General features: G+C 40.9%; 22 protein-coding genes and 1 tRNA gene. 11 read left to right on the forward strand and 12 right to left on the reverse strand.

Going from position 1 to position 26,293, the window contains the following annotated elements:
• Nucleotides 1-9: 9 nt before the first annotated feature.
• The 6 genes from BUC20_RS22900 to BUC20_RS22925 all read right to left on the reverse strand — a co-directional run bounded on the left by BUC20_RS22900 (nt 10) and on the right by BUC20_RS22925 (nt 5,518).
• Nucleotides 10-789: a CPBP family intramembrane glutamic endopeptidase gene (locus BUC20_RS22900; RefSeq protein ID WP_073233458.1), complete on the reverse strand. Its 780-nt coding sequence runs from the start codon at nt 787-789 to the stop codon at nt 10-12.
• A gap of 325 nt (nt 790-1,114) precedes the next feature.
• On the reverse strand, nt 1,115-1,480 hold the full coding sequence (locus BUC20_RS22905; RefSeq protein WP_073233460.1) for a winged helix-turn-helix transcriptional regulator: 366 nt from the start codon (nt 1,478-1,480) through the stop codon (nt 1,115-1,117).
• A gap of 119 nt (nt 1,481-1,599) precedes the next feature.
• Nucleotides 1,600-2,877: a C1 family peptidase gene (locus BUC20_RS22910; RefSeq protein WP_143166885.1), complete on the reverse strand. Its 1,278-nt coding sequence runs from the start codon at nt 2,875-2,877 to the stop codon at nt 1,600-1,602.
• 1 nt (nt 2,878) lies between these two features.
• Nucleotides 2,879-3,562 (reverse strand): hypothetical protein, encoded by a 684-nt coding sequence (locus BUC20_RS22915; RefSeq protein WP_143166886.1) that lies wholly within the window; start codon nt 3,560-3,562, stop codon nt 2,879-2,881.
• A gap of 516 nt (nt 3,563-4,078) precedes the next feature.
• Nucleotides 4,079-4,900 carry an NAD(P)H-binding protein gene (locus tag BUC20_RS22920; RefSeq protein ID WP_073233466.1) on the reverse strand — a complete coding sequence of 274 codons (822 nt, stop codon included), beginning with the start codon at nt 4,898-4,900 and terminating at the stop codon, nt 4,079-4,081.
• A 171-nt stretch (nt 4,901-5,071) separates the two neighbouring features.
• Nucleotides 5,072-5,518: a KTSC domain-containing protein gene (locus BUC20_RS22925; protein WP_073233468.1), complete on the reverse strand. Its 447-nt coding sequence runs from the start codon at nt 5,516-5,518 to the stop codon at nt 5,072-5,074.
• Between the two features lie 207 nt (nt 5,519-5,725).
• Between BUC20_RS22925 and BUC20_RS22930 the strand changes: the two genes are divergently transcribed.
• The 5 genes from BUC20_RS22930 to BUC20_RS22950 are packed head-to-tail and all read left to right on the forward strand — an operon-like array spanning nt 5,726 to nt 13,391.
• A complete protein-coding gene (locus BUC20_RS22930; RefSeq protein ID WP_073233470.1) occupies nt 5,726-6,409 on the forward strand; it encodes a response regulator transcription factor in 684 nt (227 codons plus the stop codon).
• A gap of 32 nt (nt 6,410-6,441) precedes the next feature.
• Complete coding sequence (locus tag BUC20_RS22935) at nt 6,442-7,800, forward strand: sensor histidine kinase (protein WP_073233473.1); 1,359 nt, start codon at nt 6,442-6,444, stop codon at nt 7,798-7,800.
• 58 nt (nt 7,801-7,858) lie between these two features.
• Nucleotides 7,859-9,127 carry a TolC family protein gene (locus tag BUC20_RS22940; RefSeq protein WP_073233475.1) on the forward strand — a complete coding sequence of 423 codons (1,269 nt, stop codon included), beginning with the start codon at nt 7,859-7,861 and terminating at the stop codon, nt 9,125-9,127.
• A 5-nt stretch (nt 9,128-9,132) separates the two neighbouring features.
• Nucleotides 9,133-10,227: an efflux RND transporter periplasmic adaptor subunit gene (locus BUC20_RS22945; RefSeq protein WP_073233477.1), complete on the forward strand. Its 1,095-nt coding sequence runs from the start codon at nt 9,133-9,135 to the stop codon at nt 10,225-10,227.
• A 29-nt stretch (nt 10,228-10,256) separates the two neighbouring features.
• On the forward strand, nt 10,257-13,391 hold the full coding sequence (locus BUC20_RS22950) for an efflux RND transporter permease subunit (protein WP_073233479.1): 3,135 nt from the start codon (nt 10,257-10,259) through the stop codon (nt 13,389-13,391).
• A gap of 60 nt (nt 13,392-13,451) precedes the next feature.
• On the opposite strand, the gene BUC20_RS22955 is transcribed toward BUC20_RS22950, so the two are convergent.
• Nucleotides 13,452-14,873: an alpha-L-fucosidase gene (locus BUC20_RS22955; protein ID WP_073233481.1), complete on the reverse strand. Its 1,422-nt coding sequence runs from the start codon at nt 14,871-14,873 to the stop codon at nt 13,452-13,454.
• A gap of 174 nt (nt 14,874-15,047) precedes the next feature.
• Here BUC20_RS22955 and BUC20_RS22960 point away from each other — a divergent pair, with 174 nt between their 5' ends.
• Together BUC20_RS22960 and BUC20_RS22965 are read left to right on the forward strand one after the other, a co-directional pair.
• Nucleotides 15,048-15,299, forward strand: coding sequence for a hypothetical protein (locus tag BUC20_RS22960; protein WP_073233483.1), 252 nt, complete (start codon nt 15,048-15,050; stop codon nt 15,297-15,299).
• Nucleotides 15,296-15,985 carry an SRPBCC family protein gene (locus BUC20_RS22965; protein ID WP_073233485.1) on the forward strand — a complete coding sequence of 230 codons (690 nt, stop codon included), beginning with the start codon at nt 15,296-15,298 and terminating at the stop codon, nt 15,983-15,985. The genes BUC20_RS22960 and BUC20_RS22965 overlap by 4 nt, the downstream gene beginning before the upstream one ends.
• Before the next feature lie 6 nt (nt 15,986-15,991).
• Here the strand turns inward: BUC20_RS22965 and BUC20_RS22970 are convergent, their stop codons facing one another.
• Nucleotides 15,992-16,723, reverse strand: a complete 732-nt coding sequence (locus tag BUC20_RS22970) for a LytR/AlgR family response regulator transcription factor (RefSeq protein WP_073233486.1) — start codon at nt 16,721-16,723, stop codon at nt 15,992-15,994.
• 44 nt (nt 16,724-16,767) lie between these two features.
• Nucleotides 16,768-17,781, reverse strand: a complete 1,014-nt coding sequence (locus tag BUC20_RS22975; protein ID WP_073233487.1) for a sensor histidine kinase — start codon at nt 17,779-17,781, stop codon at nt 16,768-16,770.
• A gap of 201 nt (nt 17,782-17,982) precedes the next feature.
• On the opposite strand from BUC20_RS22975, the gene BUC20_RS22980 reads away from it, so the two are divergent.
• Nucleotides 17,983-20,400, forward strand: a complete 2,418-nt coding sequence (locus tag BUC20_RS22980) for an outer membrane beta-barrel family protein (RefSeq protein ID WP_073233488.1) — start codon at nt 17,983-17,985, stop codon at nt 20,398-20,400.
• Nucleotides 20,401-20,473: 73 nt separating this feature from the next.
• On the opposite strand, the gene BUC20_RS22985 is transcribed toward BUC20_RS22980, so the two are convergent.
• Nucleotides 20,474-20,989: a DUF5362 family protein gene (locus BUC20_RS22985; RefSeq protein ID WP_234994580.1), complete on the reverse strand. Its 516-nt coding sequence runs from the start codon at nt 20,987-20,989 to the stop codon at nt 20,474-20,476.
• A gap of 56 nt (nt 20,990-21,045) precedes the next feature.
• On the opposite strand from BUC20_RS22985, the gene ychF reads away from it, so the two are divergent.
• Complete coding sequence (gene ychF / locus BUC20_RS22990) at nt 21,046-22,140, forward strand: redox-regulated ATPase YchF (RefSeq protein ID WP_073233489.1); 1,095 nt, start codon at nt 21,046-21,048, stop codon at nt 22,138-22,140.
• Between the two features lie 64 nt (nt 22,141-22,204).
• Here ychF and mgtE read toward each other — a convergent pair whose 3' ends face one another.
• Entirely contained in the window at nt 22,205-23,578 is a 1,374-nt protein-coding gene (gene mgtE, locus BUC20_RS22995) for a magnesium transporter (RefSeq protein WP_073233491.1), read from the reverse strand.
• 313 nt (nt 23,579-23,891) lie between these two features.
• Here mgtE and BUC20_RS33770 point away from each other — a divergent pair, with 313 nt between their 5' ends.
• On the forward strand, nt 23,892-24,041 hold the full coding sequence (locus tag BUC20_RS33770; protein ID WP_143166887.1) for a helix-turn-helix domain-containing protein: 150 nt from the start codon (nt 23,892-23,894) through the stop codon (nt 24,039-24,041).
• Between the two features lie 291 nt (nt 24,042-24,332).
• Nucleotides 24,333-25,940, forward strand: coding sequence for a sensor histidine kinase (locus BUC20_RS23000; protein ID WP_159441151.1), 1,608 nt, complete (start codon nt 24,333-24,335; stop codon nt 25,938-25,940).
• A gap of 263 nt (nt 25,941-26,203) precedes the next feature.
• Here BUC20_RS23000 and BUC20_RS23005 read toward each other — a convergent pair.
• Nucleotides 26,204-26,275 (reverse strand) — tRNA-Arg (locus BUC20_RS23005).
• Between the last annotated feature and the right edge of the window lie 18 nt (nt 26,276-26,293).

Here is a 26,293-nt window from a genome sequence, read left to right on the forward strand (position 1 = left end):
AAATATGCGCTATTTATCATTACCAAGGGGCATCTTCATCAACAAAGTTCTTTTATTTATTAATAATTGTGCGCCAATTTTTTTCTTATATAATACCGTGAGCATTATAGATAATGCGATGGTCAATATCCTAAATAAATTTGAATTAACAGTTCCCAAAGCATTATCGCTTACCGTAAAAATGTACCAGGATAAATTCATCAAAGTATGTAAAAAGATAGGGACCCACAGGTTATAATTCCATTCGACATACAGCCAGGCAAAGAATACAGACCCCATAAAAGTTGTGATAAATATACCAAACAAAACACCGGCGTCCTGGCTTTGGTATAAATGACCAGATGCAAAAATTATGGAACAGAAAAATATCGCAGGCAGAAAGCCGAGTTTAGTTTTCCGGAACAGTTGTCCGAAGAAAAATCCACGGAAATAGATTTCTTCAAACAATCCTGCAAACATGGTCCTGGCAATCAGATCAGGCACACTCATATTCTTCGCTATATTGGATTGAATCGCACTTCCAATAAACATTGGCAATGAAAAAATCAGTCCAACCAAGAGTCCTTTAAGGATATTCGATTGTAATCCAAGGATGCGAAAAAAATTGAGTTCTTTGTTTACGATGCAAATTGCAATAAAAACAGGTATCCCGATAAGTATATAAGTAAGAAAATAGCTTAGCAGCTTGTAATGTATGAACTTGTTCAGGTATAACATGATAGGTTCAAAATACTCAGATCCTATATGGTAGAGCATAAATCCCGCTAAAATCAGTAATGCATTTTTCATTCAGGTTGGTTCATTAATCACCTCTAATAAAGGTAAAATTTCATCAAAATTCAAAAGAACAAATTGATTCTTTACCCTGCGAACGGTTCAGGGTTTTCATATTGATGTCTCGTATCTGGTATCCTTCCGGAAGTCAACTCTGATACATCCTTTATACAAGCCTGATTTTTGCATGAAGTATACCGGGATCAAAAACAGGGTTGAAAAGGTTATAAGCCGAAGCAGGCCCTTTCAACCCCTATCGTTAGCCTGCTCTGGTCCATGGCAATCTAAGGCTTCCGCCAGCGATGTTACCTGATCAAATAGAAAGAGATAGCAGGAAAATCTAGTGCAAATTATCAATGACTTTCTTTCTGTGTAATCCACCCCAATGGATGAGTTCCATTACCAATGGCTTAAGTGATTTTCCATGATCACTGAGCTCATATTCGGCCTGATCCGTATACCCTACCGATTTCTTTTCTACCAAAAGATTACTTTCAAGTTTTTTAAGCTCAATGGATAACATTCTGTCTGTAATATTACCCACCTGCAAAGAGATATCTTTGAATCTTTTAGGTCCATCTAACAAAACAGCGATGATCTTAATTCTCCATTTCCCATTAATGGCATCCAGCGCGTCAGCAATAGACAACAATACTTTTGAAGATTGCAAAGGGCATTCTAAGTTCTCAATTGCTTTTTGTTTCATGGGTAGTGGTATTAAAATTCATTCAACCTGTTGCTATTAACAACAATTAACAATTATTGTTGGGCTACGGTTCCTACAAGATGCAAGCCATAACTAAGATTGATCTTGTACATACGTGATCAATTATCACATTGACCAGCATTAATTTTTTCAAGTTTCACTACCGAGGCAAAACGATTCAAAATATTAAATTGACTTCCGCGCTTCGCAATTTCAACCAATGTAATTTTGTAGGTATCTTCTCCAAATGAAAAACATCGGCTTCCTCCTCCGGCATTTAAATATATATCATCTTTTATTAGCTCGCCGGTTCCAAAATCACTTACCTTAAAAACAGCTTTTTTAGTCTCCTTATTTACATACCTGCAGGAAATGATTAACTTATCTTTAACAGTCTGATATCCTGATTTGATCCAAAAAGAAAAATCGCCTTTTCTATCAATGTCGGGAGCCCCCGTTCTGGCACCTGTCCTGGGATCAAGATATTCAGTACTATGTGACACAATATATGCATCAAAAACAACGGTTGGGTTTTCAATCAAACTATAATCCATCCAGATTACGCCTTGATCGCCAGAATTTTTGCCTTGCCAATCCAGTACCTTAAATGCATTCTTTACATTATCAAATCCAACAATGAGCATAGCATGAGCAGTCTTCCCATCACCTACTCCAGGTTTCACCCATTTCCCGGCCTTATCACTGGTTGCATCTTCATAAGCAGAAGTAAGATAAACCCCTACACAAATCGCATTAAAAGGTGTGTCTACCAAAAGGGTTTTAAAGACATCGATTTTACGAAATGGTCGCTGAAAATTCCCAATCTTCATATTGAGTGCTTCCTTATAGGCGCTCAATTTAGGGTAATAAGCAACATGACAGCCAATACCAGAAGGCTCGTAAGGACAGCTGGATAAAGAAGGAATACCTAAATCTCTGACGACCAGATAGGCGTCTATATAACTAATTCCTTCTTCACAAGCACTTTTAAATGGGTCTCTGTATTTACTTTTAGCTACATTAAAAATAAACGAAGGGCTATACTGAACAAGATTTCTATCTTTCTTTAGCAACCAATTATCAATATTTCTTTGAATAGAAATGCAGTTAGCAACCGCAAAAGATGTACAAGAACCCTGAAACCCCTGAACTTTGGTATTCCAGTCTTTTGTTAGAAACTGTTCGGACAAATCCCACCTGGAATATTTAGTCAGATCAATTTTCCTGCTCTTAGTCGATCCGGTAAGCGCCAAATACATATTTATCTTATCATCGCAATCCAGCACTAAACCTCCCACACTTCCAAACTTACCTTTTGTATTACTTTTCACCGGTGTTTGAGCAAATAAATGTATACTGGTTATCACCAGTATCAGCATTAATCTTAAGACTTTCATATTAATATACTGGAATTTTATTAACGGCCTGAAGCATTCCAATTACGTAACTTTCACCTGATGACTTCATATTCAGCTTTCCATTACTTCCCAACGAAAGCTGAACCTTAGCCTGATTTTTTGTTGAATCCGTTGAGTTACCACCACCATCAAGGGTAACTCCGTTTTTTAACTTCGCCGCCAACCCAACTTCTAATTTCTTCTCGGTCTCAACCTCCAAAGAAAAATTACCAATAACCAGGATCTTTGTAATGATATAGTTTTTAGGCAGATATTTTTTATAATCCTTAATTCCAGCAAAGGTTGAAGTATCCAAAAAAGTCTGAAAATCACCCAGCAAAAGCTCGTCTACCCGCCACTTCCCACTAATCATTTTAATACTTCTTCTGTTCTGAATAGCCGCCTTCAGATCACCTTCAACATTTTTAACCGCACCATCTAAAAGTACATTTAGATATCCGTTGAGTAGCAAATCATTGTCACAATTATCTGCAGGTTTATCACTTTTTTCAATGATTTTATCAAAATCGCCTTTTCGACCTTCCAACACCCGTTGCAGGCTTTTCCAGGTTATTTGCTCATTTTTGGATAATATTGCACCCAGATATTTCACATTAGTTGGTCCAAGATAAATTATATTCCGCTTAAAAGTCTCATCCTGATAGCAGTTTTTAAAGACTTTCATAAACGCATTCCAGGTTGTACCGGCAGCAGTTGTAGTAATACCATTCTGATCTTTTGTAGTTCTTAAAAGCATATTTACAGAATCCAGCGTTTCTGGAGGTGTACTCACAAATTCGTATTTTATGGAATCTTTTATCACTGTAGATTGGTGATCAGATTTTCTTTCTGAATTACATGCGGAAATCGCAAAACAAAAAATACAGGCGAGCAGAATTAATTTAGAGTTTTTCATAATTATTTTAGATTTTAATTGCCTATTTTAAAAAGATATAAAAGTAAAACTTCATTAAATCTAGCTCAGTTCTAATTGGCAACCAATACCTAAAAGTTTGTATTTTAAGACGTTTCATCAAACCCAGAAAAACAAAAACTGCCTTCCTGCCACAAAAAAATCGTCTAAAGCGTAGCTTTACCCACTCAAGTGATCCTGACGAGAATCGAACTCATATATAAAGTTTGGTAAACAACTTGTCCATAAAGTACGTTGCTTAATGGCTTTTAATAAAGTGGGTGTACTTTAAAATTGATTTGACCTGACAAAATCAATAAATTTCTTTGGGTTTCTTCCCAAAACCTGCTGAATGCCATCCCCGATATTCGCATTTCTACCATCCAGAATCTCGGCAAATGCATGAACCATATGATCAGCTACAGCTGCAGGAAGACCAGCATTCAGGAGTAAATATTTGTATTCATCTTTGGGATAGAATTTATACTTTATGTCGCAATCAAGATGTGAACCGATCATTATAACTGCCTCCTCAAAACTGAATAACTCAGGTCCGGTTACTTCATATATCTTCCCGTTATGTTTTTCATGAATTAAAGCTTCTACAACCACATCCGTCAGGTCATCCAGATCCACGAAAGGCTCTTTTACCGGACCGGCCATAAAAGCAAGTTCTCCGGACTTTATTCCATACCCGAAATGTCCTTCACTAAAGTTCTGGTTAAACCAGGCAGACCGAACGATTGTCCATTCCTGTGGAGAATTCATTAGCATTTCCTCACACTTCTCTACAGACTCCTGCCCTCTTCCTGAAAGCAATACGACCTTTGAGATGGGTTGTTGTACCAACTGGGCTACCAGTTCTTTAAGTTGCCCCTGTGCTTCGGGCATTGAAGTATCCGGGTGGACGATATACACTTTATTGATATTCTTTAACGCCGGAGCATAAGTACTGCTGTCATTCCAGTCAAAGTAACTCTCGTTTTCTTCAAGCCTTTCTTTCGAACGGGTGGTTGAGAACACATTATACAATTTAGCTCTTAACTTAGCTACAACCCTTCGTCCATTTTTCCCTTTCCCACCAATTACCAGTATATTCTTTTCTTCCATTTTATTAATTTCTTATGTTATGAAGCTCAAATTTACCAGCCTCATTGCACATTTCGAAGGTTACTATCATCAGGTATAGCAGCATATGCCATAAAAAAAGGGGTTGCAAAGCTCAACGCCTGCAACCCCTTTTAAGGAGATTTAAATATATAATGTCGCTAAAAACTGCGCTTATGCAGTTTGTAACTTAGCTATATTTCTGTATGGGAATGAAGTAAAGATGTGACGACGTGCAAACCTGCCCGGAGAATCTGCATTTACCAGTTTCACATAGATGGCTTTAGGAACACCGAAGTATTCATAAGCACTTCCATCAAGGAAATGAACGGTCAGAACTAATCCAGCCCAGGAATAATCAGCAATTCCGCAAGTAGCAGTAGTTTGAGTATATTCCTCAATAGAAAGCTCTAAAGTTTCAGGAGCGATACTTACCAAAAAATGATAAGCTTCGATGATTTCCTTACTTTTTACTTCCGCTTCTACTTTGGCCTCTTCACTATCCTGGAATTTATCCGGATGCCAATCTTTCATCAAATTCCTGTAAATGGTCTTCAATTCTTTTAATTCGGTATCCTTTTGTACACCCAATAGCTTTCTGTAGTCAACAATCTTCTTCATAAATGTGTTTAATGGCAATTATTGTCTTTGAAAAGCAGCATAATTTTTTGCGCTACGAGTGCTCCAGGGAAACAATTTTTGCAAAGGTACACTTTTTTAAACGAAAGAAAGATTAAGATTATATTAACAAAGTAATTGATACCCTGAGAGATAAGAACAACAACTTTTAAATTACCTTTGCAGCCTCAACAATAACCATTACCAGGTATGTTTAAAATTGGATTAGCAGAAGACGACCTTAAAATTGCCGGATTGATTAAAACCGGATTGGAAGAACAGGGATACCTGGTCAGCATTGTATCAAATGGGGAACAAGCCCTTCAAACCTTTAAAGAAGAAGATTTTCATTTGGTGATCCTCGACATCATGATGCCCGGACTCAATGGAATTGAAGTCTGTAAATCCCTTCGCGCTGAAAACAAAGCGTTGCCAATTCTGATGCTCACCGCACTCGGTTCTATAGACGATAAAGTAAGTGGCCTGAACTCCGGTGCTGACGATTACCTGGTAAAACCTTTCCATTTTAAAGAATTACTGGCCAGGATTGAAGCCTTATTAAGAAGACAACATGCTGCCATAGGAACCCCAAAGACAGATCATCTGCTGAGTTTTGACGACATCAGCCTGAACACCTATAGCAAAGAAGTAAAAAGGGCGGGAACCCTTATTGAACTCACCGCTAAAGAACATACCCTGCTGGAATTGTTTCTGCGCAATCCAAACCGCCTCCTCTCCCGTCAGTATATTGCTGAAAATGCCTGGGACATCAGCTTTGATACCGGCACCAATGTGATCGATGTATATGTCAACTTCCTGAGAAATAAAATCGAAAAGGGATTTGCAAGAAAACTGATCCATACTAAAATCGGTATGGGTTATATTTTGAAATAGCCATATCCGGAGATCAGTAGCCCTATCCAGAGATGAAACTTAAAGACCGCCTTTCCTTATACTTTACGCTAATCAGTACCTTAACCCTGCTTGGGGTATTGTGTGCCGTATACTTTACCTTTATCAAGTTTCTGGAAGCAGACTTTTTTGACCGCCTCACCGACCGGACAATGGTAACGGCCAAACTTTATCTGGAAGCAGATGAGATCTCGGCAGACTCCCTCAATACGGTGAGGGATCAATACCTGGAAACGCTAAACGGCGAAGTGATCAGGATTTACAACGCAAAGAACAGCGCCACCTTTATTGGTGATGATCAGCAATACTGGAGCAGTGAAACCATCAATAAAGTAAGAAAGCAGAAAAAAATCCAGTTTATTGATGGCGAGCGGCAAGTAGTCGGTATCTTCTATAAAGACAATCAGGGGGATTTCGTGATCCTGGCCTCAGCCATAGACCAGAGTACCTATTCCAGAATAGACAAATTAAGGAAAGTGATGGTGATGATTTTCGTTGTCATCTTTATCGGGCTGTTGCTTTCCGGCAGATGGATTGCTAAAAGAATTTTAAAACCCCTGGACCTTTTCATTGAAGAAGTAAAACAGATCAAATCCAACAACCTTCATTTCAGGGTTCAGGAGGGAAAAAACAAAGATGAAATCAATTTGCTTGCCCAGAACTTCAATAACCTGATGGAGCATCTTGAACAGGCTTTTGTATTGCAAAAAACATTTATTGCCAATGCCTCTCATGAGCTGAGAACGCCGATCACCAGAATGATGATTGGGGCAGAAATCGCTTTATCTCAGGAAAGGCAGGTCTCAGATTATCAGAAAGCCCTGACTTCAGTAATGGAAGATTCGGAAAAGATGGACAAGATCATCACCGGATTACTGAACCTTGCCCAGGCAGACCTTGAATTCGGTGCACCACAGTTACAGGACATCAGGATAGATGAAAGCCTTTGGCTCCTGTCTGAGGAATGGAACCTGAAACCTGCAGGTAAACTCATTGTAGACATCCGTAACATGCCTGAAGATCCTGCTCAACTGACCATACAGGCCAACCCTACCCTACTCAGCATCGCGCTGAACAATATCATTTCCAATGCCTTTAAGTTTTCGGATGATCAGGATGTACATTGTTTACTGGACATTCAGACACAAGCGATCGAAATCACCATTACGGATAAAGGCCCGGGCATCCCGAAAGCAGAACAGGAGCACATCTTCAAACCCTTTTACAGCTCGGCCATCGAAAGCAGACATCAGGGCAATGGAATGGGCCTGTATATGGCCAATAAAATCATCGCTCTTTTTAAGGGAACGCTCAGCGTAACGTCGAAAAAAGGAGAAGGAAGTATCTTCAAAATCAGCTTTCCTAAATTTTAATCCCATTTTAATTCCCCTTTAATTTGGGTTTAATTCCCTCCGGATAGCTTTGCCGGGGATGAAAAGACAATTAATTCTGACCAGCTTTCTTTTACTTTGCTTTATCTTAAAGGGTAAAGCTCAGGACAGCCTCAAACTCAGTCTCCCGGAAGCAGAGAAAATGTTTATAGCCGGGAACTATGAGCTGATCGCTCAGCAATACCAAACGGAACAAGCAAAAGCAGACATCATTACCGCAAAACTTTTCGACAATCCGGAGATCAGTTATGAAAATCAGCTTTACAACCGGGAAACTAAAAAATTCTTTCAGCGGTCATTGCCTTCAGGACAATACAACGTACAGATTTCCCAACTGATCAAATTAGCGGGCAAGAGAAACAAGAACATAAAACTAGCCACTACAGGCGTGAAACTTGCGGAATATGCCTATTTCGACCTCATGAGAACCTTGCGCTATAACCTGAGGAGCAATTTTTATAAAGCTTATTATTCACAGCAATCTGCCATTGTTTATCAGCAACAGATCAAATCTCTGGAGCAACTGCTGGCGGCCTCAGAACAACAACTCAAAATGGGCAATGTTGCGCTAAAAGACATCATCAGAATTAAATCACTGGTCTACAATCTAAAAGGAGAATACACCACGCTGCTCAATGAAATTGAGGATGTGCAAACAACCCTGAAGATGATGACCAATATAAAAGCAAACACGCCCTTGTCTTTAGTTGCCCCTACTGAAGAGGAACAGGATTATTCCCTGCAAAAACAGCCTTTGATCCAGTTACTGGAAAGTGCAAGGGCCAACCGCGCGGATCTTCAACTCGCACAGACCGGCATTACTCAAGCCGAAAACAACCTTAGCCTGCAAAAAGCAATGGCCATTCCAGACGTGGAGCTTTCCCTCGTGTATGACCTTCAGGGTAGTGCCCCAAATCATTATACCGGCTTAGGCATCAAAGTCCCTCTTCCCCTTTTTAACAGAAACCAGGGAGAGATCAAAAAAGCAAAAATTGCGATAACTGCAGGAAACATGAACCTTAAACAACAGGAAGCCACACTGGAAAATGAAGTCTATAACAGTTATAAGTCAGCCTTGAGAACCGAAACCCTTTACCAGGGCATGGACCGGAATTTTGGTTCAGATTTCAGCAAGCTCATTGGCGAGGTGACCAAAAATTTCCGCAGCAGGAACATCAGTCTCGTTGAGTTTATTGATTTCTACGATTCCTATAAGGAAAGTACCCTGCAACTCAATCAGCTGAAATATGAGCGGATGAATGCCAAAGAAGAAATCAATTACGTAACCGGTTCCAACATTTTTAAATAAGCCATATGCAAACCCTTCTAAAAAATATCTATGCACTCTCCCTGATCGGGCTTGTGATCACCAGCCAAAGCTGCACCAGTTCAAAGGAAGCACCAGTGGCGGATAAATTTGCCGTTACCGATTCCCTGATCAACAGGCTATTAATTGATACCGTGCAACAGGCCAATAACAGAACAGACCTTAGCTTCTCCGCAAAAATTACCGCAGATGAAGAACGGAAGGCAGAGATCTTCCCTATGGTAAGCGGTACCGTCCGCAATGTTCCGGTAAAACTTGGAGATAAAGTAAGTGCCGGACAGGTGCTCGCCACCATGGGTAGCGCAGAAATGGCCGGATTTGATAAAGAAGTGATCAGCTCCGGAGCAGAACTCCGGAATGCGCAACGCCATGTGACACAACTTCAGGAATTGTACAAAAGTGGCCTTTCCTCTGCCAGGGAGCTGGAAGAAGCAAAGAACGACCTCCTGATCAAACAGGCGGAAGATAAACGTGCCAGGGCCACTTTAAAACTGAATGGTGGAAACAACAACGGCAATTATACCATCAAATCCCCACTGACCGGTTTTATTATTGAAAAGAATGTGACCTCCAATATGCAACTCCGTCCGGACAACAATAAAAACGTGTTTACAGTCGCTGATCTTTCTTCAGTATGGGCGATGATCAACATCTATGAATCAGACATTTCCAGGATAAAAGAAGGTGATGAAGTCAATATTTCTATCCTCTCTTACCCGGAAAAAACCTTTAAAGGAAAGATCGATAAGATGTACAATATGATCGATAGTGAAAGCAAAGTGATGAATGCGAGGGTAACGATTGCTAACCCCGGTTACCTGTTGAAGCCTGGAATGATGGCTACTGTATTGGTCTCAGCCACCTCAGGCATGAATCTCCCTATCGTAAAATCCAGAGGCATCATCTTCGATGAAAACAAGAACTATGCACTGGTGGTAGATGCTGCAAAAAAAGTCCGCATTCAGGAAATTGAGGTTGCCCGTAAAACAGGCGACAAAGCCTATATCAGCAAAGGACTAAATGCCGGCGACCGTATTGTGGCTTCCAAACAGGTATTCTTATATGAAAGCCTTAAAAATTAACCTGTTCATTTTCACAAAAAACAGCTGTAATGAATAAATTCATTAAGACCGTCATCGGCTTTGCGCTAAAAAATAAATACTTCATTTTCTTTGCCACTTTTATTTTGATTCTGGCAGGATACCTCAGTTTCAAGCATACCACTATCGAGGCTTTTCCGGATGTCACGAACACCAATATTACCATCATTACTCAATGGCCGGGAAGAAGTGCCGAGGAAGTAGAGAAGTTTGTGAGCCGGCCATTGGAAATTGCCATGAACCCTACCGAGAAAAGGACCAGCATCCGTTCTTCCTCTTTATTTGGGCTATCTATTGTAAAGATCACTTTTGAGGACGATGTCGACTATGCAACGGCAAGGGTCCAGGTGAACAACCATATTGACGAAGCAGATTTACCTGAGGGCCTAAAGCCGGAGGTACAGCCACCCTATGGGCCCACAGGGGAAATCTTCCGTTATACCTTGAGCAGCGACAAGAAGTCGGTAAGGGAGTTGAAAACCCTGCAGGACTGGGTGATCCAGCGGGAATTGCTCTCTGTACCCGGCATTGCCGATGTGGTGAGTTTCGGCGGAGAGGTGAAAACTTATCAGATTACTGTAGACCCGCAGAAAGCCATACAATATGGCGTAAGTGCAGCCGAATTATTTGAGGCAGTTTCAAAAAGCAATATCAATGTTGGAGGAGATGTAATCGTACAAAGCGGACAGGCCTATGTGGTCCGTGGAATCGGGATACTGAACAATATTGATGAAATCAGAAATGTGGTAGTGGATAACTTTAACGGCACGCCGGTATACGTTAAAACCATTGCAGATGTCGCAGAATCGGCGTTACCCAGGTTAGGACAGGTAGGCCGTGATCACGATCCCGACGTGGTGGAAGGGATCGTGGTCATGCGAAAAGGAGGAAATCCAAGCGAGGTGATCAGTAAGTTAAAGGAGAAGATAAAGGAGGTAAATGAGACGATTTTACCACCGGATGTAAAGATCAATCCTTTTTACGACCGGGAAGATCTGGTCAATTACGCAACCCATACCGTAATGGGCAATATGATGGAAGGGATCATCTTTGTGACCCTGATCGTCTTTCTTTTTATGGCCGATTGGCGCACGACATTAATAGTATCCATCATTATTCCATTGGCATTGCTCTTTGCCTTCATCTGCCTAAAACTGAAGGGCATGTCAGCCAATCTGCTTTCCATGGGGGCGATTGATTTTGGAATTATCATCGATGGGGCGGTGGTCATGGTCGAGGGTATCTTTGTCGCCCTTGACCATAAAGCCAAAAAGATCGGCATGGAGAAATTCAATGGGCTCAGTAAGCTGGGCATGATCAAGAAAGCCTGTTTGGAAAATGGGAAGGGAATATTCTTTGCAAAACTGATCATCATCACCGGATTGCTACCTATTTTTACTTTCGAAAAGGTAGAAGGAAAGATGTTTTCTCCCCTTGCATGGACCTTAAGTTTTGCCTTATTAGGCGCGCTCCTCCTCACCTTTACACTGGTACCCGCCATGGCAAGCGTCTTGCTAAGGAAAAATGTAAAAGAGAAACACAATATTTTCCTGGAATTCCTGACCAAACATGTGACACGTTTCTTCGATGCCTGTTTCAAATTCAGAAAAATGGCTTTTGGTATCTCGATGGTGGTTCTTGTGACCGGTCTTTTCAGCTTTAAATTTCTGGGAACGGAGTTCCTCCCTACCCTGGACGAAGGATCCATCTATGTACGTGCAACCGGCCCTTTGAGCATCTCTCTGGATGAAACAAAAAAGCTTTCCAATGAGATCAGAAAGATCTTTTTAAGCTTTGAAGAAGTAAAACAGGTCATGTCACAAACCGGAAGGCCCAATGATGGAACCGATGCCACTGGTTTTTATAATATGGAATTCCATGTAGACATCTATCCGAAAAAAGAATGGAAAAGGAAAGAGAGCAAAGAACAGCTCATTGAACGCATGCAGGAAAAACTGAAGAGTTTCCCCGGCATCAGTCTGAACTTCTCTCAGCCCATTTCTGATAACGTAGAAGAAGCGGTTTCCGGAGTGAAGGGCTCGATTGTCGTAAAGCTATTCGGGAACGATTTTAACTTCATAGAACAGCAGGAAGAAAAGATAGAGAAAATCCTGAAAACAGTAGAAGGTATAGAAGATTTAGGGATCCTGAGAAACATGGGGCAACCCGAACTACAGATCAACCTGGATCAGAAAAAAATGGCACTATATGGGGTCAGTACTGCAGATGCCAATGCCGTGATTGAAATGGCCATTGGTGGAAAAGCAGCAACACAGATCTATGAAGGAGAGCGGAAGTTCGACCTCATCATCCGTTATCCTGAAGATTTCAGAAAGGACGAACGTACCATTGCCAAGCTTCGGATCCCAACCCTTGCCGGCTCAAAAGTTCCATTGGGAGAGATTGCCACGATCAGAAAAATTACTGGTCCGAGTATGATTTACCGGGACAAACACAAGAGATATGGCGCAATAAAATTCTCCATCAGGGGAAGAGATATGGGAAGTGTGATTGCGGAGGCCCAGGCCAAGGTGAAAGCGGAGATCAAGCTGCCCCAGGAATATAAAATGGAATGGGCAGGAGATTTCGAAAATCAGCAAAGGGCAACCAGCAGGTTATCACAAGCCGTTCCAATCAGCTTATTGCTCATCTTTTTCATCTTGTTTGTATTGTTTGGAAACATTAAAGATTCCTTACTGGTATTGAACAATGTACCTTTTGCAATGGTTGGTGGAATTTTAGCTATCCTGGCCACAGGGATCAATTTCAATATTTCTGCAGGGATTGGATTCATTGCTTTATTTGGGATCTGCGTACAGAATGGGGTGATTCTGATTACGAAATTTAAAAGCAATATTACGGAGTTAAAACACCGGCCGGACTGGTCTTTTGCCGACGCCATAAAAGATGGTGTAGTGAGTAGAATGCGTCCGGTGATCATGACGGCATTAATGGCTGCAATTGGTCTGATGCCTGCCGCTTTATCTACAGGGATCGGGTCTGAAGCTTCAAAACCGCTGGCAATTGTCGTGATCGGAGGATTGATTACCAATACACTGTTTAACCTTTTTGTTTATCCGATTGTGTTCTATTGGGCTTACCAGAAGAAAGTAAACCATTTACAGGCAGCGATACCAGAAGCCTAAAGATGTTTTGATACATAGATACATCAACATCTTGATATATCTATGTATTTGTTCCAATGCCTATAAGTCCGGTGCTTTATATACCGCTATTTCCGACAGCACCGGACAGGCATTTGCCTCCAGTACATTGATTCTGATCTTAGTCGTTTTTATCGTGGCAAAAGAAAGGATTCTTTTATGGCCTATAGTGCTTTGCTGTAATAAAGGTTTAAACTCTTTTCCATCCAGGTATTCCACAGAGAAGGATTTGATACGTTGCCCAAGAGCAATATATTCCTGAAGAACGATACGGTTGAGTTCAGTAGCTTTTCCGAGATCGATCGTTAAGGTAGCTGTTTTTACCTGATCATTTGTTGCCCAGTACGTCTTGTTGTTCCCATCTGTAAGATTTTGCGCAAGGAACTGTTTTCCTGTTCTGCTATTGCTGGCCAACACTTTCGTTCCTTTTGCCAGATTTGTTTTAAAGCTCGCATCAATGGCTCTCCTAAGCTCCATTAAGCGCGTTGAATCGGTTGGATGAATCAAGCCTTCCCTGTTTACCGGAACATTGAGCAATAAATTACCGTTGCGGCCAACAGAACTTTCATAAATAGACATCAGCTCTTCCAGGGTTTTCACTTTATTGTCTGTGGAAGCACTGTAAAACCATCCCGGTCTGATGGATACGTCGACCTCTGCAGGAATCCAGTATTTGCCATTTTCATCGCCTGTATTTAAGACTGCTGCTGCTGGTGCCGCAGCGCCAACACCAAAGCCATCTGTGTTCAGGGTAGCCCAGTTTGTTTCTCCTGCAATTCCTCTCTCATTTCCCATCCATCTTACATCAGGACCAATATCACTAAAAATTACCGCTTGTGGGTTATGGGTACGAACCACACTGTTGAACAATTTAAAATCATAATCCTGGTTCTTTTCATTGGCTCCTTTTGCGCCATCAAACCATTGTTCGAAGACAGGACCGTATTGGGTATGAACCTCTTTTAACGTATTCGCAAAAATCTGATTGTATTCAGGAGTACCATATTTAGGGTGATTGCGGTCCCATGGCGATAAATACACGCCAAACTTCAACCCATACTCTTTACAGGCTGCGGAAAGCTCTTTCAACACATCCCCTTTCCCATCCTTCCAGGCACTCTCTCTTACTGTATGTGTACTGTATTTACTTGGGAACAGGCAAAAACCATCGTGATGTTTTGCAGTAATGATGATCGCTTTCATCCCCGCAGCTTTAGCCGTTCTCGCCCACTGACGGGCATCCAGCTTTGTCGGGTTAAAAATCTTAGGGTCCTCATCCCCATGTCCCCATTCCTTATCCGTAAAAGTATTGGGCCCGAAATGGATAAACATATAGTACTCCATGTCCTGCCAGGCCAACTGGTTTTTATTTGGAATTGCTCCATAAGGTACAGGAGCCTTTTGTGCAAAGCCATTTGTGGCCAGCAAAAAGGAAAACAATAAAGGCATTGATAACTTCTTCATACAATATCAGGTTCGTTTGTGGTTAGCATTTGAGCTTTAAAATTGCAATATATTAGCGGTTGTAAATTCATCTTTTTTGTCATTAAGCTAAATGATTTTGGCCTGATACTGATTTAAACACAAACACAATAGGATTTAGTTTGTTATACTACCTGCAAACTAAACCAGCCAAAGATGAAACGTCAAAATCCACATCCGGAAGAATTTGAAATACTGGTCAATTTAGATGGAACAGATACCACCATTACGGTACAACCAGATGAAACCAGCGATGGTTCCCCTTATTTTATTTGCGATGTATCGGGAAATACCATCACCCAGCTGAGAGAGGAAGCAGATGGTAGCTGGGAACAGCTCTGGGGAAAATTAGACCATCATGCGGTCACGCTGATTGGGAAAGCAATTAAATACAACCTAACGATATGAGCACACATCTGAAACTACGATCTGGCAGGTTCTCTATTGAGAAGCACCAGTATGAAAACATTGGATGGTCGGAACGGATGGTCTCCATGTTTTTGAGTGGGGCATTAATTAGCTGGGGATTGCGAAGGCCCTCCAAAGTTAAATTTTTATATGGTGCCTATATGGCCTACCGCGCAGCAACAGGAAGGTGCCTGCTGTACGAACAACTGGGCATAGATGCCAAAAGACCGCGTGCAGTAAACATAAGAGGTGAGTTTGTGATCGAGAAACCCGCATCAGAAGTATATACTTACTGGCGAAACCTGAATAACCTTCCGGGCAGCATCAAACATTTGCTGGATGTGAAAGTGATCGATGAAAATCTTTCTCACTGGAAGAGTAATGTGATGGGAAACTTATTCTCTGTTGATTGGGATGCAGAAATTGTAAAGGATGAACCGGGGCATTTAATTGGCTGGCAATCCTCAGCAGGCGCATTGATCCATCATGTAGGGAAGGTAGAATTTGCACCTAGTGTTGATGGACAATCCACGATTTTAAAGGTGATTTTATCCTATCGTCCTCCGGCAGGTGGTGTAGGGATCGGTCTTGCAAAGCTGATGAATCCTTATCTGGAAGGTTTGTTAAAAAAAGAAATCAGGAACTTTAAGCATACCATCGAAAACAGGACGCCGGTATATACCTAACAGTCCTTACTTTGTTTCACGGATAATTTTAAAGAATTCTTCTCTATAGGTTTCTCCTACAGGAATGACATTTTCATTGATAAAGATGGAATTGCCATCGATCATCCTGATTTTATCTATGGCCACAATGTAAGATTTATGCACACGAAGGAACCTGTTTTTGGGCAGATATAGTTCCATTTCTCTCAACGTCAGGTAGGTGATGATCCTTTCTTTTGCTGTAAAAACGGAAATATAATTCTTCAATCCTTCAACATACAGAATATCATCATAGTTGACTTTGATAAACTTATTTTTACTTTCCCCTTTGATAAACATATAGTCTGTTCCGGGAGCCGGAAGGGCTATCGTTTCTATCGTTTCGTTTACCACCGGAGCCGGAGGATGGAATAAAAGCTCTGCTTTCTGAACAGCTTTATAAAAACGTTCAAAAGATATTGGTTTCAGGAGGTAATCAATCACATCATGTTCAAATCCTTCAAGGGCATATTCCGGATAGGCAGTGGTCAGGATGACTTTACATTTCTGCCCGCAAATCTTCAGAAACTGAATCCCTGTAAGCTCTGGCATTTGTATGTCCAGAAAAACCAGGTCCACCTTTCCCTCCTGCACCATAGCCAATGCTTCAAAGGCATTGGTCGTTGTACCTACCAATTCCAAAGATGGTAGTTTACGGATATGTGTGGCTAATATTTCTGAAGCATATGCTTCATCGTCAACGGCAATACAACGGATCATTGGTTATTTTTTTGTAATATTAAATATCAATCGTTAAATATAAATTAAAGTTCAATCCTCAGACTAACCTGATAAGATTTTCCATCATTTTCTATTTCCAGATTGTGCTTATCGGGATAAATCAGCTGGAGTCTTCTTTGTACATTGACTAAGCCTACCCCACTGGAATGGTCTTTCTGGCTTTGGTTTATATGGTTCCGAAGGGTCACATTCAGCTGATTCCTTAGTACCTTAACCTCCATCTTTACGGGACGCTGTGGATCATTCAGCACTCCATGCTTAAAGGCATTCTCTAAAAAAGGAATGAGTAGCAATGGGGCCACCCGCTGCTGATCATTCACTCCTTCAACTTCAAAATTAACATAAAACTCAGGCTCAAACCGCATTCGAAATAACTCCACATAACTTTCAAGGTAACCAACTTCTTTAAGCAGACTAACTTTTCCGTCCACACTTTCACTCAGGGTATAACGCATCAGGTCGGAAAGCCTGAGCACTGCCTGTGCCATCTTATCGGAAACGGGAAGTGCCAGGGAGTAGATATAATTCAGGGTATTGTATAGAAAATGAGGATTGATTTGTGATTTGAGAAATGACAACTCTGCCTTTTCGGCTTCTACCCTAAGCTGATGATTCACTTTCTCATTTTTCAAGATATTTGAAGTACTCCAAATGGCCGCAGCAATGAGTATATAAGGACTACCGAAATAGAGGTTATCCCGGATATAGTATCCGAGGGTTGTACTTTTAGAATAATTGCCAAATCCAAAAAAATATGGATTGAGCACTTCTTCCAGCAGGTAACGTGAGGAAATAAAAACAGCCATGATCAGTATTACACCACCGATGAGCTGCAACACTTTTCTTTTTTTAACAAACCGGGGATATACCCAAAGGTAACACATGTAAAATTCTACAATATGTAAAAAGTTCATGGTGATGTCAAAATGCCACATCTTATCCTGCCAATCACCCCGGATCAGATTGCCGATGTAGAAATAACCAAACAATAGGATCCAGCACGATACATGGATGAGTATTTCCTTTTTAGTTGTCATGGCATAAAACTAATAAAAGTTGCCCCTTCTTTTCTTTTTCTTATCCCAAACCCATCCTTAATTACGCGAACGCCTCCTTTTGGCAGATGATTACCTGTTTAGCGATTTCCCCGGCTTCGCATAATATTTCAAAGGGTTGAGATCATTTAATTTAAGAATCAGGATGGATTGATTCCATTTGGAGAAACAATCTAAACCACCATGCATACTTATTTTAAAGTGTTTACTCCCCTCCTGTTTTTGTCACTGATTACCATCAGTGCATTTAGTCAATCCACGAAATTAAGCGGCAGCATTCTCGATTTAAAAGATGGTAAAGCGATAGAATTTGCTTCTGTAGCCCTGATCCATTTACCCGATTCCGTAAAGGCGGGACTGGGCATGACTAATGACAAAGGTCTGTTTGCTTTCGAAAACATCAAAGCGGGCAGTTATCTGATCAAAGTGATTGCTGTAGGTTATGAAAGAGCAGAGAGCCCGGGATTTGAACTTGGCCAGACCGCTTTTGTGGTACCTGCACTAAAATTAAAAAGTCTGACGAAGACTTTAAAAGAAGTAAATATCATTTCCAAAACACCACTCATTCAGCAGCAGGCAGACCGTACCGTGTTGGATGTGGAACAGATGAATACCGCAGGAGACAATGCGCTTGATGTATTGAAAAGAGCACCGGGAATTAAACTCGACAAAGACGAGAACATTATCATGAAGGGTAAAACCGGGGTAAATGTCATGATAGACGGAAAAATGAGTTATATGTCTGGTCTGGAACTCAGCACCTATCTGAAATCTTTACCTGGCGCTGTGATGAGCAAGGTCGAATTCATTTCTAACCCACCTTCTTCTTTTGATGCTGCCGGTTCCGCAGGCATCATCAATATCAAGTTAAAAAGAAACAAACTCCAGGGTTTTAACGGGAATGCCAGTATTGGTGGTGGATATGGTGAATATGCGAAAGGATATGGCAGCACGAATTTAAATTATAATATCGGAAAGATAAGCACCTATGCAAGGCTCAGTTACGGTTATTACAATTCATTTAACCGGCTAACCATGAACCGTAATATTGGCGGGGAGCTGTTTAACCAGCTCAATTTCTGGCATCCGATTACCAAAGCCAGCAACTATGCTGTAGGAGCAGATTATTTTATCGACGACAAACATACGATCGGTATTTTGTGGAAAGGGTCTTCCGCTCCATATACGACCAATAGCGAAAGCAATTCTGTCAATTACAATGTTGCTCAGCAAAAGATGGGAAGTGTAAACTCTAAGAACCCACAGGACAATACCTCCGGAAACAATGCTTATAACCTGAATTACCGTTTTAAAATCGACACTAATGGCAGAGAACTGGGTATTGACCTCGACAAAGTCGGGTACGACAATTCTAAAACGGAACAATATTTAAACAGTTATTTTGATGCTGCGGACAACAGAATCGGAGATGTGATCAACCTGAGAAATAAAGGATTTGGCGATGTTTCTATCTATGCGGTTAAGGTGGATTATGTGCAGCCATTTTCAAAAACGCTTAAAGCAGAAGCCGGCTATAAGAGCAGTTGGGTAAACACCAGCAGTGATGTCAGGTTTGATTCTTTAAAAACAGCCGGATGGATCAATGATCCTAAGCGTACCAACCGTTTCAACTATAAGGAAAACATCAATGCGCTTTACCTTTCTTTTAGTCAATCTTTCAAGCAACTGGAGTTAAAAGCAGGCTTGAGAGCAGAACAGACGCTGGGAAATGGATTTTCTTCTGGTACTGAGGAAAAGATAAACCGCAAATACTGGCAGCTTTTCCCTACCTTTTTCGCCTCCTGGAAGGTCAGCGAAAACCATCAGATTCAGGGGAGTTACGCGCGTCGTATCAACAGGCCATCCTATACCAGTCTGAATCCTTTTGCTTTCTACTCAGATCCTTATACCGCATTAAAAGGAAACCCTTTATTACTTCCTTCTTTCTCCAATAATTTCGAAATCAATTACAACATTAAGAATTTCAGAGTGCTCAGCCTGAGTTATGCCAAAAGCACCGATGAGATCTCCGAAGTCATCTATCAAAATGACCAGAGCAAGGAAAGCATTAGTGTGGAAGAAAACCTTGGCCGTGCGCAAAATATATACATCGCTACCGGAAGTCCTTTCGATATCACTAAATGGTGGAACAACAATACGGAACTTTCCGTTGCCTATGATGAGGTAAAATCGCCCCTGCAAGGTGGAAACTATAATAGCCATAAATTTAGCTGGTCGGTAAATTCCGTACAGACTTTTAACCTTCCTAAAGACTTTCAGCTGGCCTATACCTTTTACTACAGCTCCCCTTCTGTATCCGGATTGTTCAGGTCACTGGAAGCTTATGGAATGAATTTTTCGGCCAGAAAAACTTTCATGAATAAGAAAGCAACCATCAGTTTAAAGCTGGATGATATTTTTGACACGAATAAGTTCCGGGCAAATCTGGTTTATAACAATGTAAATACTTATTGGCAAAACCAGTGGGAAAGCCGTAAGATTAACCTGAGCCTGAATTATAAATTTGGCAACATGAAGGTTAAGAATGCGAGGTCAAGAAAAACAGGTACTGCTGATGAGGAAAAAAGGGTAAAGAATTAGGCCTTACTATTGTTAAAACAAAACAGCCGGTCAATGACCGGCTGTTTTGTTTGATCTGAACCATAAATGATCTTTAGCTCACACCGATACTCGCCACTACAGCAAATAGAATTCCGACCGCATAAAAGCCAATGATGATCACCGTTAATACTCCCCAGAATTTGAAGAAGGATTTCATTTTGCTCATTGCTTCTCCTAAACTCTGCTGGTCAAGGAACAAAGTTGCCTTTTGTGCAGCTGTCGCATATTTAAATAACATTAAACTTGGATAAAAATACAAGAGACCAATCAGCAGGTAAATAATGGTAATTGCTGCAGAACCGACCCCCGCTAAAGGATTTGGCCTTCCCATTGAGGCCATTGAGGAAAGAACGGCTGGCACAAAAAATGCACATATAACAATCAAAACGCAAAAAACAAACCCAACAATGGACAGAAATTTGGCCCATTTAGCAGTTTCATAAATATAACTGCGGATATCCTCAGTAATTACAAGGGTTTCATTTTCCGGTTGTTCGGTTTCTTTTTCTTCAAAATCTTCCATATTGATCGTGTTAATCTTTAAATCCTTTTTAGATACCCTAAACATAAAGATTATTTTTAAAAAATTGGTAGCTTTGCGCCAAAACTATAAAAATATCATTCATGGCATTACAATGTGGTATAGTTGGTTTACCAAATGTTGGAAAATCCACCTTATTTAACTGTTTATCGAACGCAAAAGCTCAAGCGGCTAACTTCCCTTTCTGTACAATCGAACCTAATATCGGCGTAATTACTGTACCTGATGACAGGTTGACTAAATTGGCGGAACTGGTACAACCAAACCGTATTGTTCCCAATACTATTGAGATTGTGGACATTGCAGGATTGGTAAAAGGCGCTTCCAAAGGTGAAGGCTTAGGAAACCAGTTTTTGGGTAATATCAGGGCTACAAATGCCGTTATCCATGTATTGCGTTGTTTTGACGATGGAAATGTGATCCATGTTGATGGTTCAGTTGATCCGATCCGCGATAAAGAAATTATTGATACAGAATTACAGCTTAAAGATCTGGATACGGTTACAAAACGCATTCAGAAGGTAGAGAAAATGGCAAAGACCGATAAGGATGCCAAGAGAACTTTTGATATCTTAAGCGTAATCAAAACACATATTGAAGAAGGTAAATCCGTTCGCTCTGCAGCTGTTGCAGCGGAAGATTTCGAATTCATTCAGGACCTGGGCCTGTTGACTCAAAAACCGGTAATGTATGTATGTAACGTAGATGAAAATTCTGTCATCAACGGAAACGCCTATGTAGACCGCGTTAAAGAAGCAGTAAAAGACGAAAATGCGGAAGTATTGGTGATCTCAGCGAAAATCGAATCAGAGATTGCAGAACTGGAAAGTTATGAAGAACGTCAGGAGTTTTTAGCTGACCTTGGTCTTACTGAATCTGGTGTAAACAAACTGATCGTAGCTGCTTACCGTTTATTAGACCTTTACACGTACTTTACTGCAGGTGTTCAGGAAGTAAGGGCATGGACAATTACCAAAGGATTCACAGCTCCACAAGCTGCGGGTGTGATCCATACTGACTTCGAGAAAGGATTTATCCGTGCTGAAGTGATTAAATACAATGACTTTGTAACCCTTGGTTCAGAGGCTGCCTGTAAAGATGCCGGTAAATTAGGTGTTGAAGGTAAAACATATGTAGTAGAAGATGGAGACATCATGCATTTCCGTTTCAACGTATAATTGCATTAACTTATAAAAAAGAAAGGCCGGATGAATCATCCGGCCTTTCTTTTTTATGTTTTTTTTAGAGCAGTACTCCTGTCAGGAACATGACTGCAACAGAGAAGTAAATGATCAGCCCGGTTACGTCAACCAGTGTTGCCACAAAAGGTGCAGATGAGGTTGCAGGGTCGGCTCCTAGTTTTTTTAAGATTAAAGGAAGCATAGAACCTGCCAGTGAGCCCCATAGAACTACACCAACCAATGCAATGCCAACGGTAACACCAATCAGTGCCCAATGCGGTCCATACATATCTGTAAAGAAGGTCCAGACAAAGATTCTAAGGAAGCCAATAGACCCCAATACAATTCCGAGCATTAATCCTGAAATGAGCTCCCTGCGCATGACTCTCCACCAATCGTTCACCGTAATTTCTCCTAAAGCCATCGCCTGAATAATCAGGGTGGAAGCCTGGGAACCACTGTTTCCTCCACTGGAAATAATCAGTGGAACAAACATGGCCAATATCACTGCTTTGGCAATGTCGGCCTCAAAATGCCCCATGGCAGTGGCCGTTAACATTTCTCCAAGAAAGAGCACCACCAGCCAGCCTATTCTTCGTTTAAACAGGCCAAAAATCGGCATATCCAAATAGGGCTCATCCAGGGCCTGGGTACCCCCTATCTTGTGCATATCTTCTGTATATTCTTCGTTTGCAATCCATAGGATATCATCTACAGTTACAATCCCAAGCAATACATTATAATCATCTACTACGGGCAATGCCACGCGGTTATTCATTCTGAAAATATTGATGGCCTCTTCCTGATGGTCGTTCGCTTTTAAGGCAATTAAACGCTGATCAGTAAGGTCTCCTATTTTAGCTTCCGGATCCGCCAGGAGAATTTCCCTGATCCTGATGTCATCCAGCAATACGCCATCTTTGTCGATCACATAAATGACATCAATTGTTTCGGAGTTTTTCCCGTAGCGCCTGATGTGCGCCAATACCCTGGATACCGTCCAGTCTTTTTTAACGGCAACGTAATCCGGCGTCATCAGCCTTCCCACACTGTCCTCTTCATAACCCAATAAAGAAAGGGCTTCTACCCTGTCTTTAGCAGGTAACAAAATGATCAGTTTCTTTACAGCATCACCTTTCAGCTCGCTGAATAAGGAAGTACGGTCATCGGGAGGCAGGAGGTTGATCAGCTCTGCCAGTTTATTTCCGGGAAGTTTTTTGATGATTCTTTCCTGAGTAGGAAAGTCTAGAATTCTAAAAACATTTACTGCCCTTTTGATAGACAGCGTATCAATAAATGTAACTGCGTATTGGGGAAGTTCGTCAATTAAATGCTCAACATCAGAAATATTCAGGTCATCCAAATAGATCTTCAATTGTGCATTGTCTTCCTGCTCTAAGAGCTTTACGATTTCTTCAACAATCATTTCTTCCATATACGCCTTTTCTTTACATGATTTTCATCACCATTACAATTGTTATTTACCCTTATGAAGCCATTTGTCTGCTATGGTTTCATTTTTGCAAAAGTGCTTTTTTATTTTTGAAAAACGGCCTGAATAAGGGAATATAATTGCCTTTAATAAAAGTAACAACATTACCCTTCTTTAATACCATGGCTTATAGAAAACCAGGTCTACTCATTTATTCCTTAAAACACAGAAATGAAAATTACAGACAAACAGGGCGACTTGCCCGATAATCAGCAAATTTGTTGCAAATACAAATCAGATAAGTAAAATACCATTTATGGCTGGAGAACTGGAAATTTTGCATTATTTTGCAAAAGGATTATCCATTACCTACAGTGCTGAGCAGGTGCACATTAGCAAACATACGATTGTGGCGCATTGGTGCAAAATGACGGGGAAGCCAGATGTAAATCCGATTACGGAATGATTAGTGTATGCGCGTGTAAAGGAATTAATCTAACCATAATTTGCAAAAAGATAAGTTTTTATATCCATTATGTATCGCCTCAAATCCACCCACTGCTTGCTCCTAATTTTATTATTTTGCCTTTGTAATAACTTTGCACAGGGCCAAATCCGCCAGATTGGTCAGGAGCTACAGAGACTTCCCCTTATCAAGGATAGTGTTAGCATGGTCAACAGTTTAAACCGATTGGGAACACTTTACCGAAGTAGAAATGCAGACAGCTGCTTTTATTATGGTATGAAGGCAAAGCGTATGGCTATTAACATAGATTATAAGAAGGGGCAGACAGAGGCAGACCATGTGATTGCTTTTGCTTTATTTAAGAAAGGATTATACGCGCAATCGCTGGAGCTGCTCGGCAAAATATTACCGGAGTATCAGCAGTACAATGATATAGAAAAGATTGTCCGGGTATATTTAGATATGGTCGAAGTGGAGAACAAGGGTATCTCCAACATGACAAAGATTAAATCGTTATTGCAAAAAGCCATTCAAACTGGGAAAAAGCTACAAAAGGACAGTATCATGTCCGATGTATATGCGGCCTATTACAATCGGAACTCGAGTCTTTCAAAGGACTCTGATAGTTACTACCTGGGCAAATCCAGAGAAATCGCAAGCCGCTATAATGATGAACGTATGCTGGTTTTTATTCGGCTGGGGCAGGCACGTGTATTAGATTTAAGTGGTCAATTGCAGAGAGGATTGCCCCTTGCAAGACAGTTATTGTCAGATGCGCAGCGTATTGGTAACACAAATTTGCAGACCAATGCATTCTTCCTAATGACTAGTATTTGTGAAAACAACCCTAAAATGGCACTTAAACACCTTTATCAGGCCTATGCAGTGGCACAGAAAAGTGGAGACAAGAGCTTAGAAATCTATATTTTAAATAATGCTTTAGAAGTTGCTAACAAACTGAATGACAAAGACGAAATCATTAAAATCTATCTTAAATTGGAAAAGGCTATTACGGCAGATTGGGAAAACTCAAAAAAATTTTTCGGAGATTACGTCAGGTATAATGATATCCAGAATGACAACAAGCTATTAAGTGAGAAAAGTGCACAACGAACCCTATGGTTACTAGTCATTTCAATTTCCTCAGCCCTTATTGTCTTAACCACCTATTTGTTCATGCTCCGCCTGAGCAGGAAAGCAAAAGCCCGAATAGAAAGCCTCAACACCGTGACCAATTTGCAGATCATCGCCATGGAGGAAGCTAAACATCAAGCAGTAAGGGAAGAACAACAACGACTTGGCCAAGACCTTCATGATGGTCTTTCCTCGTCCATTGCCGCAATCAAACACCAATTGGAGGCACTATTTATGGACACCAATGATGTTGCCTTAAAAAACAAATTAAGTGGGCTACAAGCAGACACAGAGAATGCTTACGCGGCGGCCCGAAACAAAAGCCATGAATGGTTCAGTGCTGCTGACAACCAACAAGAACAGTCTTTTGAAAAGCAGATCAAACTACTTACTGACAGTTCCCTTCCTGATAGCCGCTACGATAAGGATATTCACATTGACAATAGCTCATTAATAGGTGTCGACATGGATACGCGAATCGCATTACTCCGTATCATCCAGGAGGCGATCACCAATATTATCAAACATGCCAGGGCTAAAAATGTAGGTATCTTAATTTATGAGGAAGAAGATAGCCTTATATTGACTATCAATGATGACGGAATAGGCTTAGATGAAAAGAGATCCGGCAATGGAAAATCAACTATGGGCCTGCAATCCATCAGACGCCGGGTTCAATCCCTAAACGGTCAGACTAAAATACATTCAGACTCGAAAGGCACCGAAATAACCGTATCCATCCCGTTAGCGTTATCCTTATCGTAATCAGCTGTTTTTTGTGCCTTCCTAATTTCTTATTGTAAAATCCATATAACGCCATCGCTCTTGTCTTGACCATTGTACTGCCTGTCAGGAGCAACTTTAAGCTTTTCAGGATGGATATACATTTATATCCATTCAGGATGATTTAGCAATAAACTTAAGGGTTCTTACACTACTAAACATCAATCTTTCCCCGACATCAATCGTCAGGAACTGTAAAAAATTCAAAACAAAAAAACCTTAGATTTCTCTAAGGTTTCTCTCTGTGCACTCGAAGGGATTCGAACCCCCATCATCAGAACCGGAATCTGACATTCTATCCATTGAACTACGAATGCATGGATTTTCAAGATTGC

Source organism: Pedobacter caeni (assembly GCF_900129215.1).
In the GTDB taxonomy this organism is placed as follows: Bacteria; Bacteroidota; Bacteroidia; order Sphingobacteriales; family Sphingobacteriaceae; genus Pedobacter; species Pedobacter caeni.

Excerpts from the sequence above, each read along its gene's own strand:
- BUC20_RS22960 (WP_073233483.1), top strand. The coding sequence starts at position 15,048 with ATGAAACGTCAAAATCCACATCCGGAAGAATTTGAAATACTGGTCAAT.
- BUC20_RS23000 (WP_159441151.1), top strand. The coding sequence starts at position 24,333 with ATGGCTATTAACATAGATTATAAGAAGGGGCAGACAGAGGCAGACCAT.
- BUC20_RS22970 (WP_073233486.1), bottom strand. The coding sequence starts at position 16,723 with ATGATCCGTTGTATTGCCGTTGACGATGAAGCATATGCTTCAGAAATA.
- BUC20_RS22910 (WP_143166885.1), bottom strand. The coding sequence starts at position 2,877 with ATGAAAGTCTTAAGATTAATGCTGATACTGGTGATAACCAGTATACAT.
- BUC20_RS22905 (WP_073233460.1), bottom strand. The coding sequence starts at position 1,480 with ATGAAACAAAAAGCAATTGAGAACTTAGAATGCCCTTTGCAATCTTCA.
- BUC20_RS22945 (WP_073233477.1), top strand. The coding sequence starts at position 9,133 with ATGCAAACCCTTCTAAAAAATATCTATGCACTCTCCCTGATCGGGCTT.
- BUC20_RS22920 (WP_073233466.1), bottom strand. The coding sequence starts at position 4,900 with ATGGAAGAAAAGAATATACTGGTAATTGGTGGGAAAGGGAAAAATGGA.
- BUC20_RS22925 (WP_073233468.1), bottom strand. The coding sequence starts at position 5,518 with ATGAAGAAGATTGTTGACTACAGAAAGCTATTGGGTGTACAAAAGGAT.
- ychF (WP_073233489.1), top strand. The coding sequence starts at position 21,046 with ATGGCATTACAATGTGGTATAGTTGGTTTACCAAATGTTGGAAAATCC.
- mgtE (WP_073233491.1), bottom strand. The coding sequence starts at position 23,578 with ATGGAAGAAATGATTGTTGAAGAAATCGTAAAGCTCTTAGAGCAGGAA.
- BUC20_RS22965 (WP_073233485.1), top strand. The coding sequence starts at position 15,296 with ATGAGCACACATCTGAAACTACGATCTGGCAGGTTCTCTATTGAGAAG.
- BUC20_RS22900 (WP_073233458.1), bottom strand. The coding sequence starts at position 789 with ATGAAAAATGCATTACTGATTTTAGCGGGATTTATGCTCTACCATATA.
- BUC20_RS22930 (WP_073233470.1), top strand. The coding sequence starts at position 5,726 with ATGTTTAAAATTGGATTAGCAGAAGACGACCTTAAAATTGCCGGATTG.
- BUC20_RS22940 (WP_073233475.1), top strand. The coding sequence starts at position 7,859 with ATGAAAAGACAATTAATTCTGACCAGCTTTCTTTTACTTTGCTTTATC.
- BUC20_RS22915 (WP_143166886.1), bottom strand. The coding sequence starts at position 3,562 with ATGAAAGTCTTTAAAAACTGCTATCAGGATGAGACTTTTAAGCGGAAT.
- BUC20_RS22935 (WP_073233473.1), top strand. The coding sequence starts at position 6,442 with ATGAAACTTAAAGACCGCCTTTCCTTATACTTTACGCTAATCAGTACC.
- BUC20_RS22980 (WP_073233488.1), top strand. The coding sequence starts at position 17,983 with ATGCATACTTATTTTAAAGTGTTTACTCCCCTCCTGTTTTTGTCACTG.
- BUC20_RS22985 (WP_234994580.1), bottom strand. The coding sequence starts at position 20,989 with ATGTTTAGGGTATCTAAAAAGGATTTAAAGATTAACACGATCAATATG.
- BUC20_RS22950 (WP_073233479.1), top strand. The coding sequence starts at position 10,257 with ATGAATAAATTCATTAAGACCGTCATCGGCTTTGCGCTAAAAAATAAA.
- BUC20_RS22955 (WP_073233481.1), bottom strand. The coding sequence starts at position 14,873 with ATGAAGAAGTTATCAATGCCTTTATTGTTTTCCTTTTTGCTGGCCACA.
- BUC20_RS22975 (WP_073233487.1), bottom strand. The coding sequence starts at position 17,781 with ATGACAACTAAAAAGGAAATACTCATCCATGTATCGTGCTGGATCCTA.
- BUC20_RS33770 (WP_143166887.1), top strand. The coding sequence starts at position 23,892 with ATGGCTGGAGAACTGGAAATTTTGCATTATTTTGCAAAAGGATTATCC.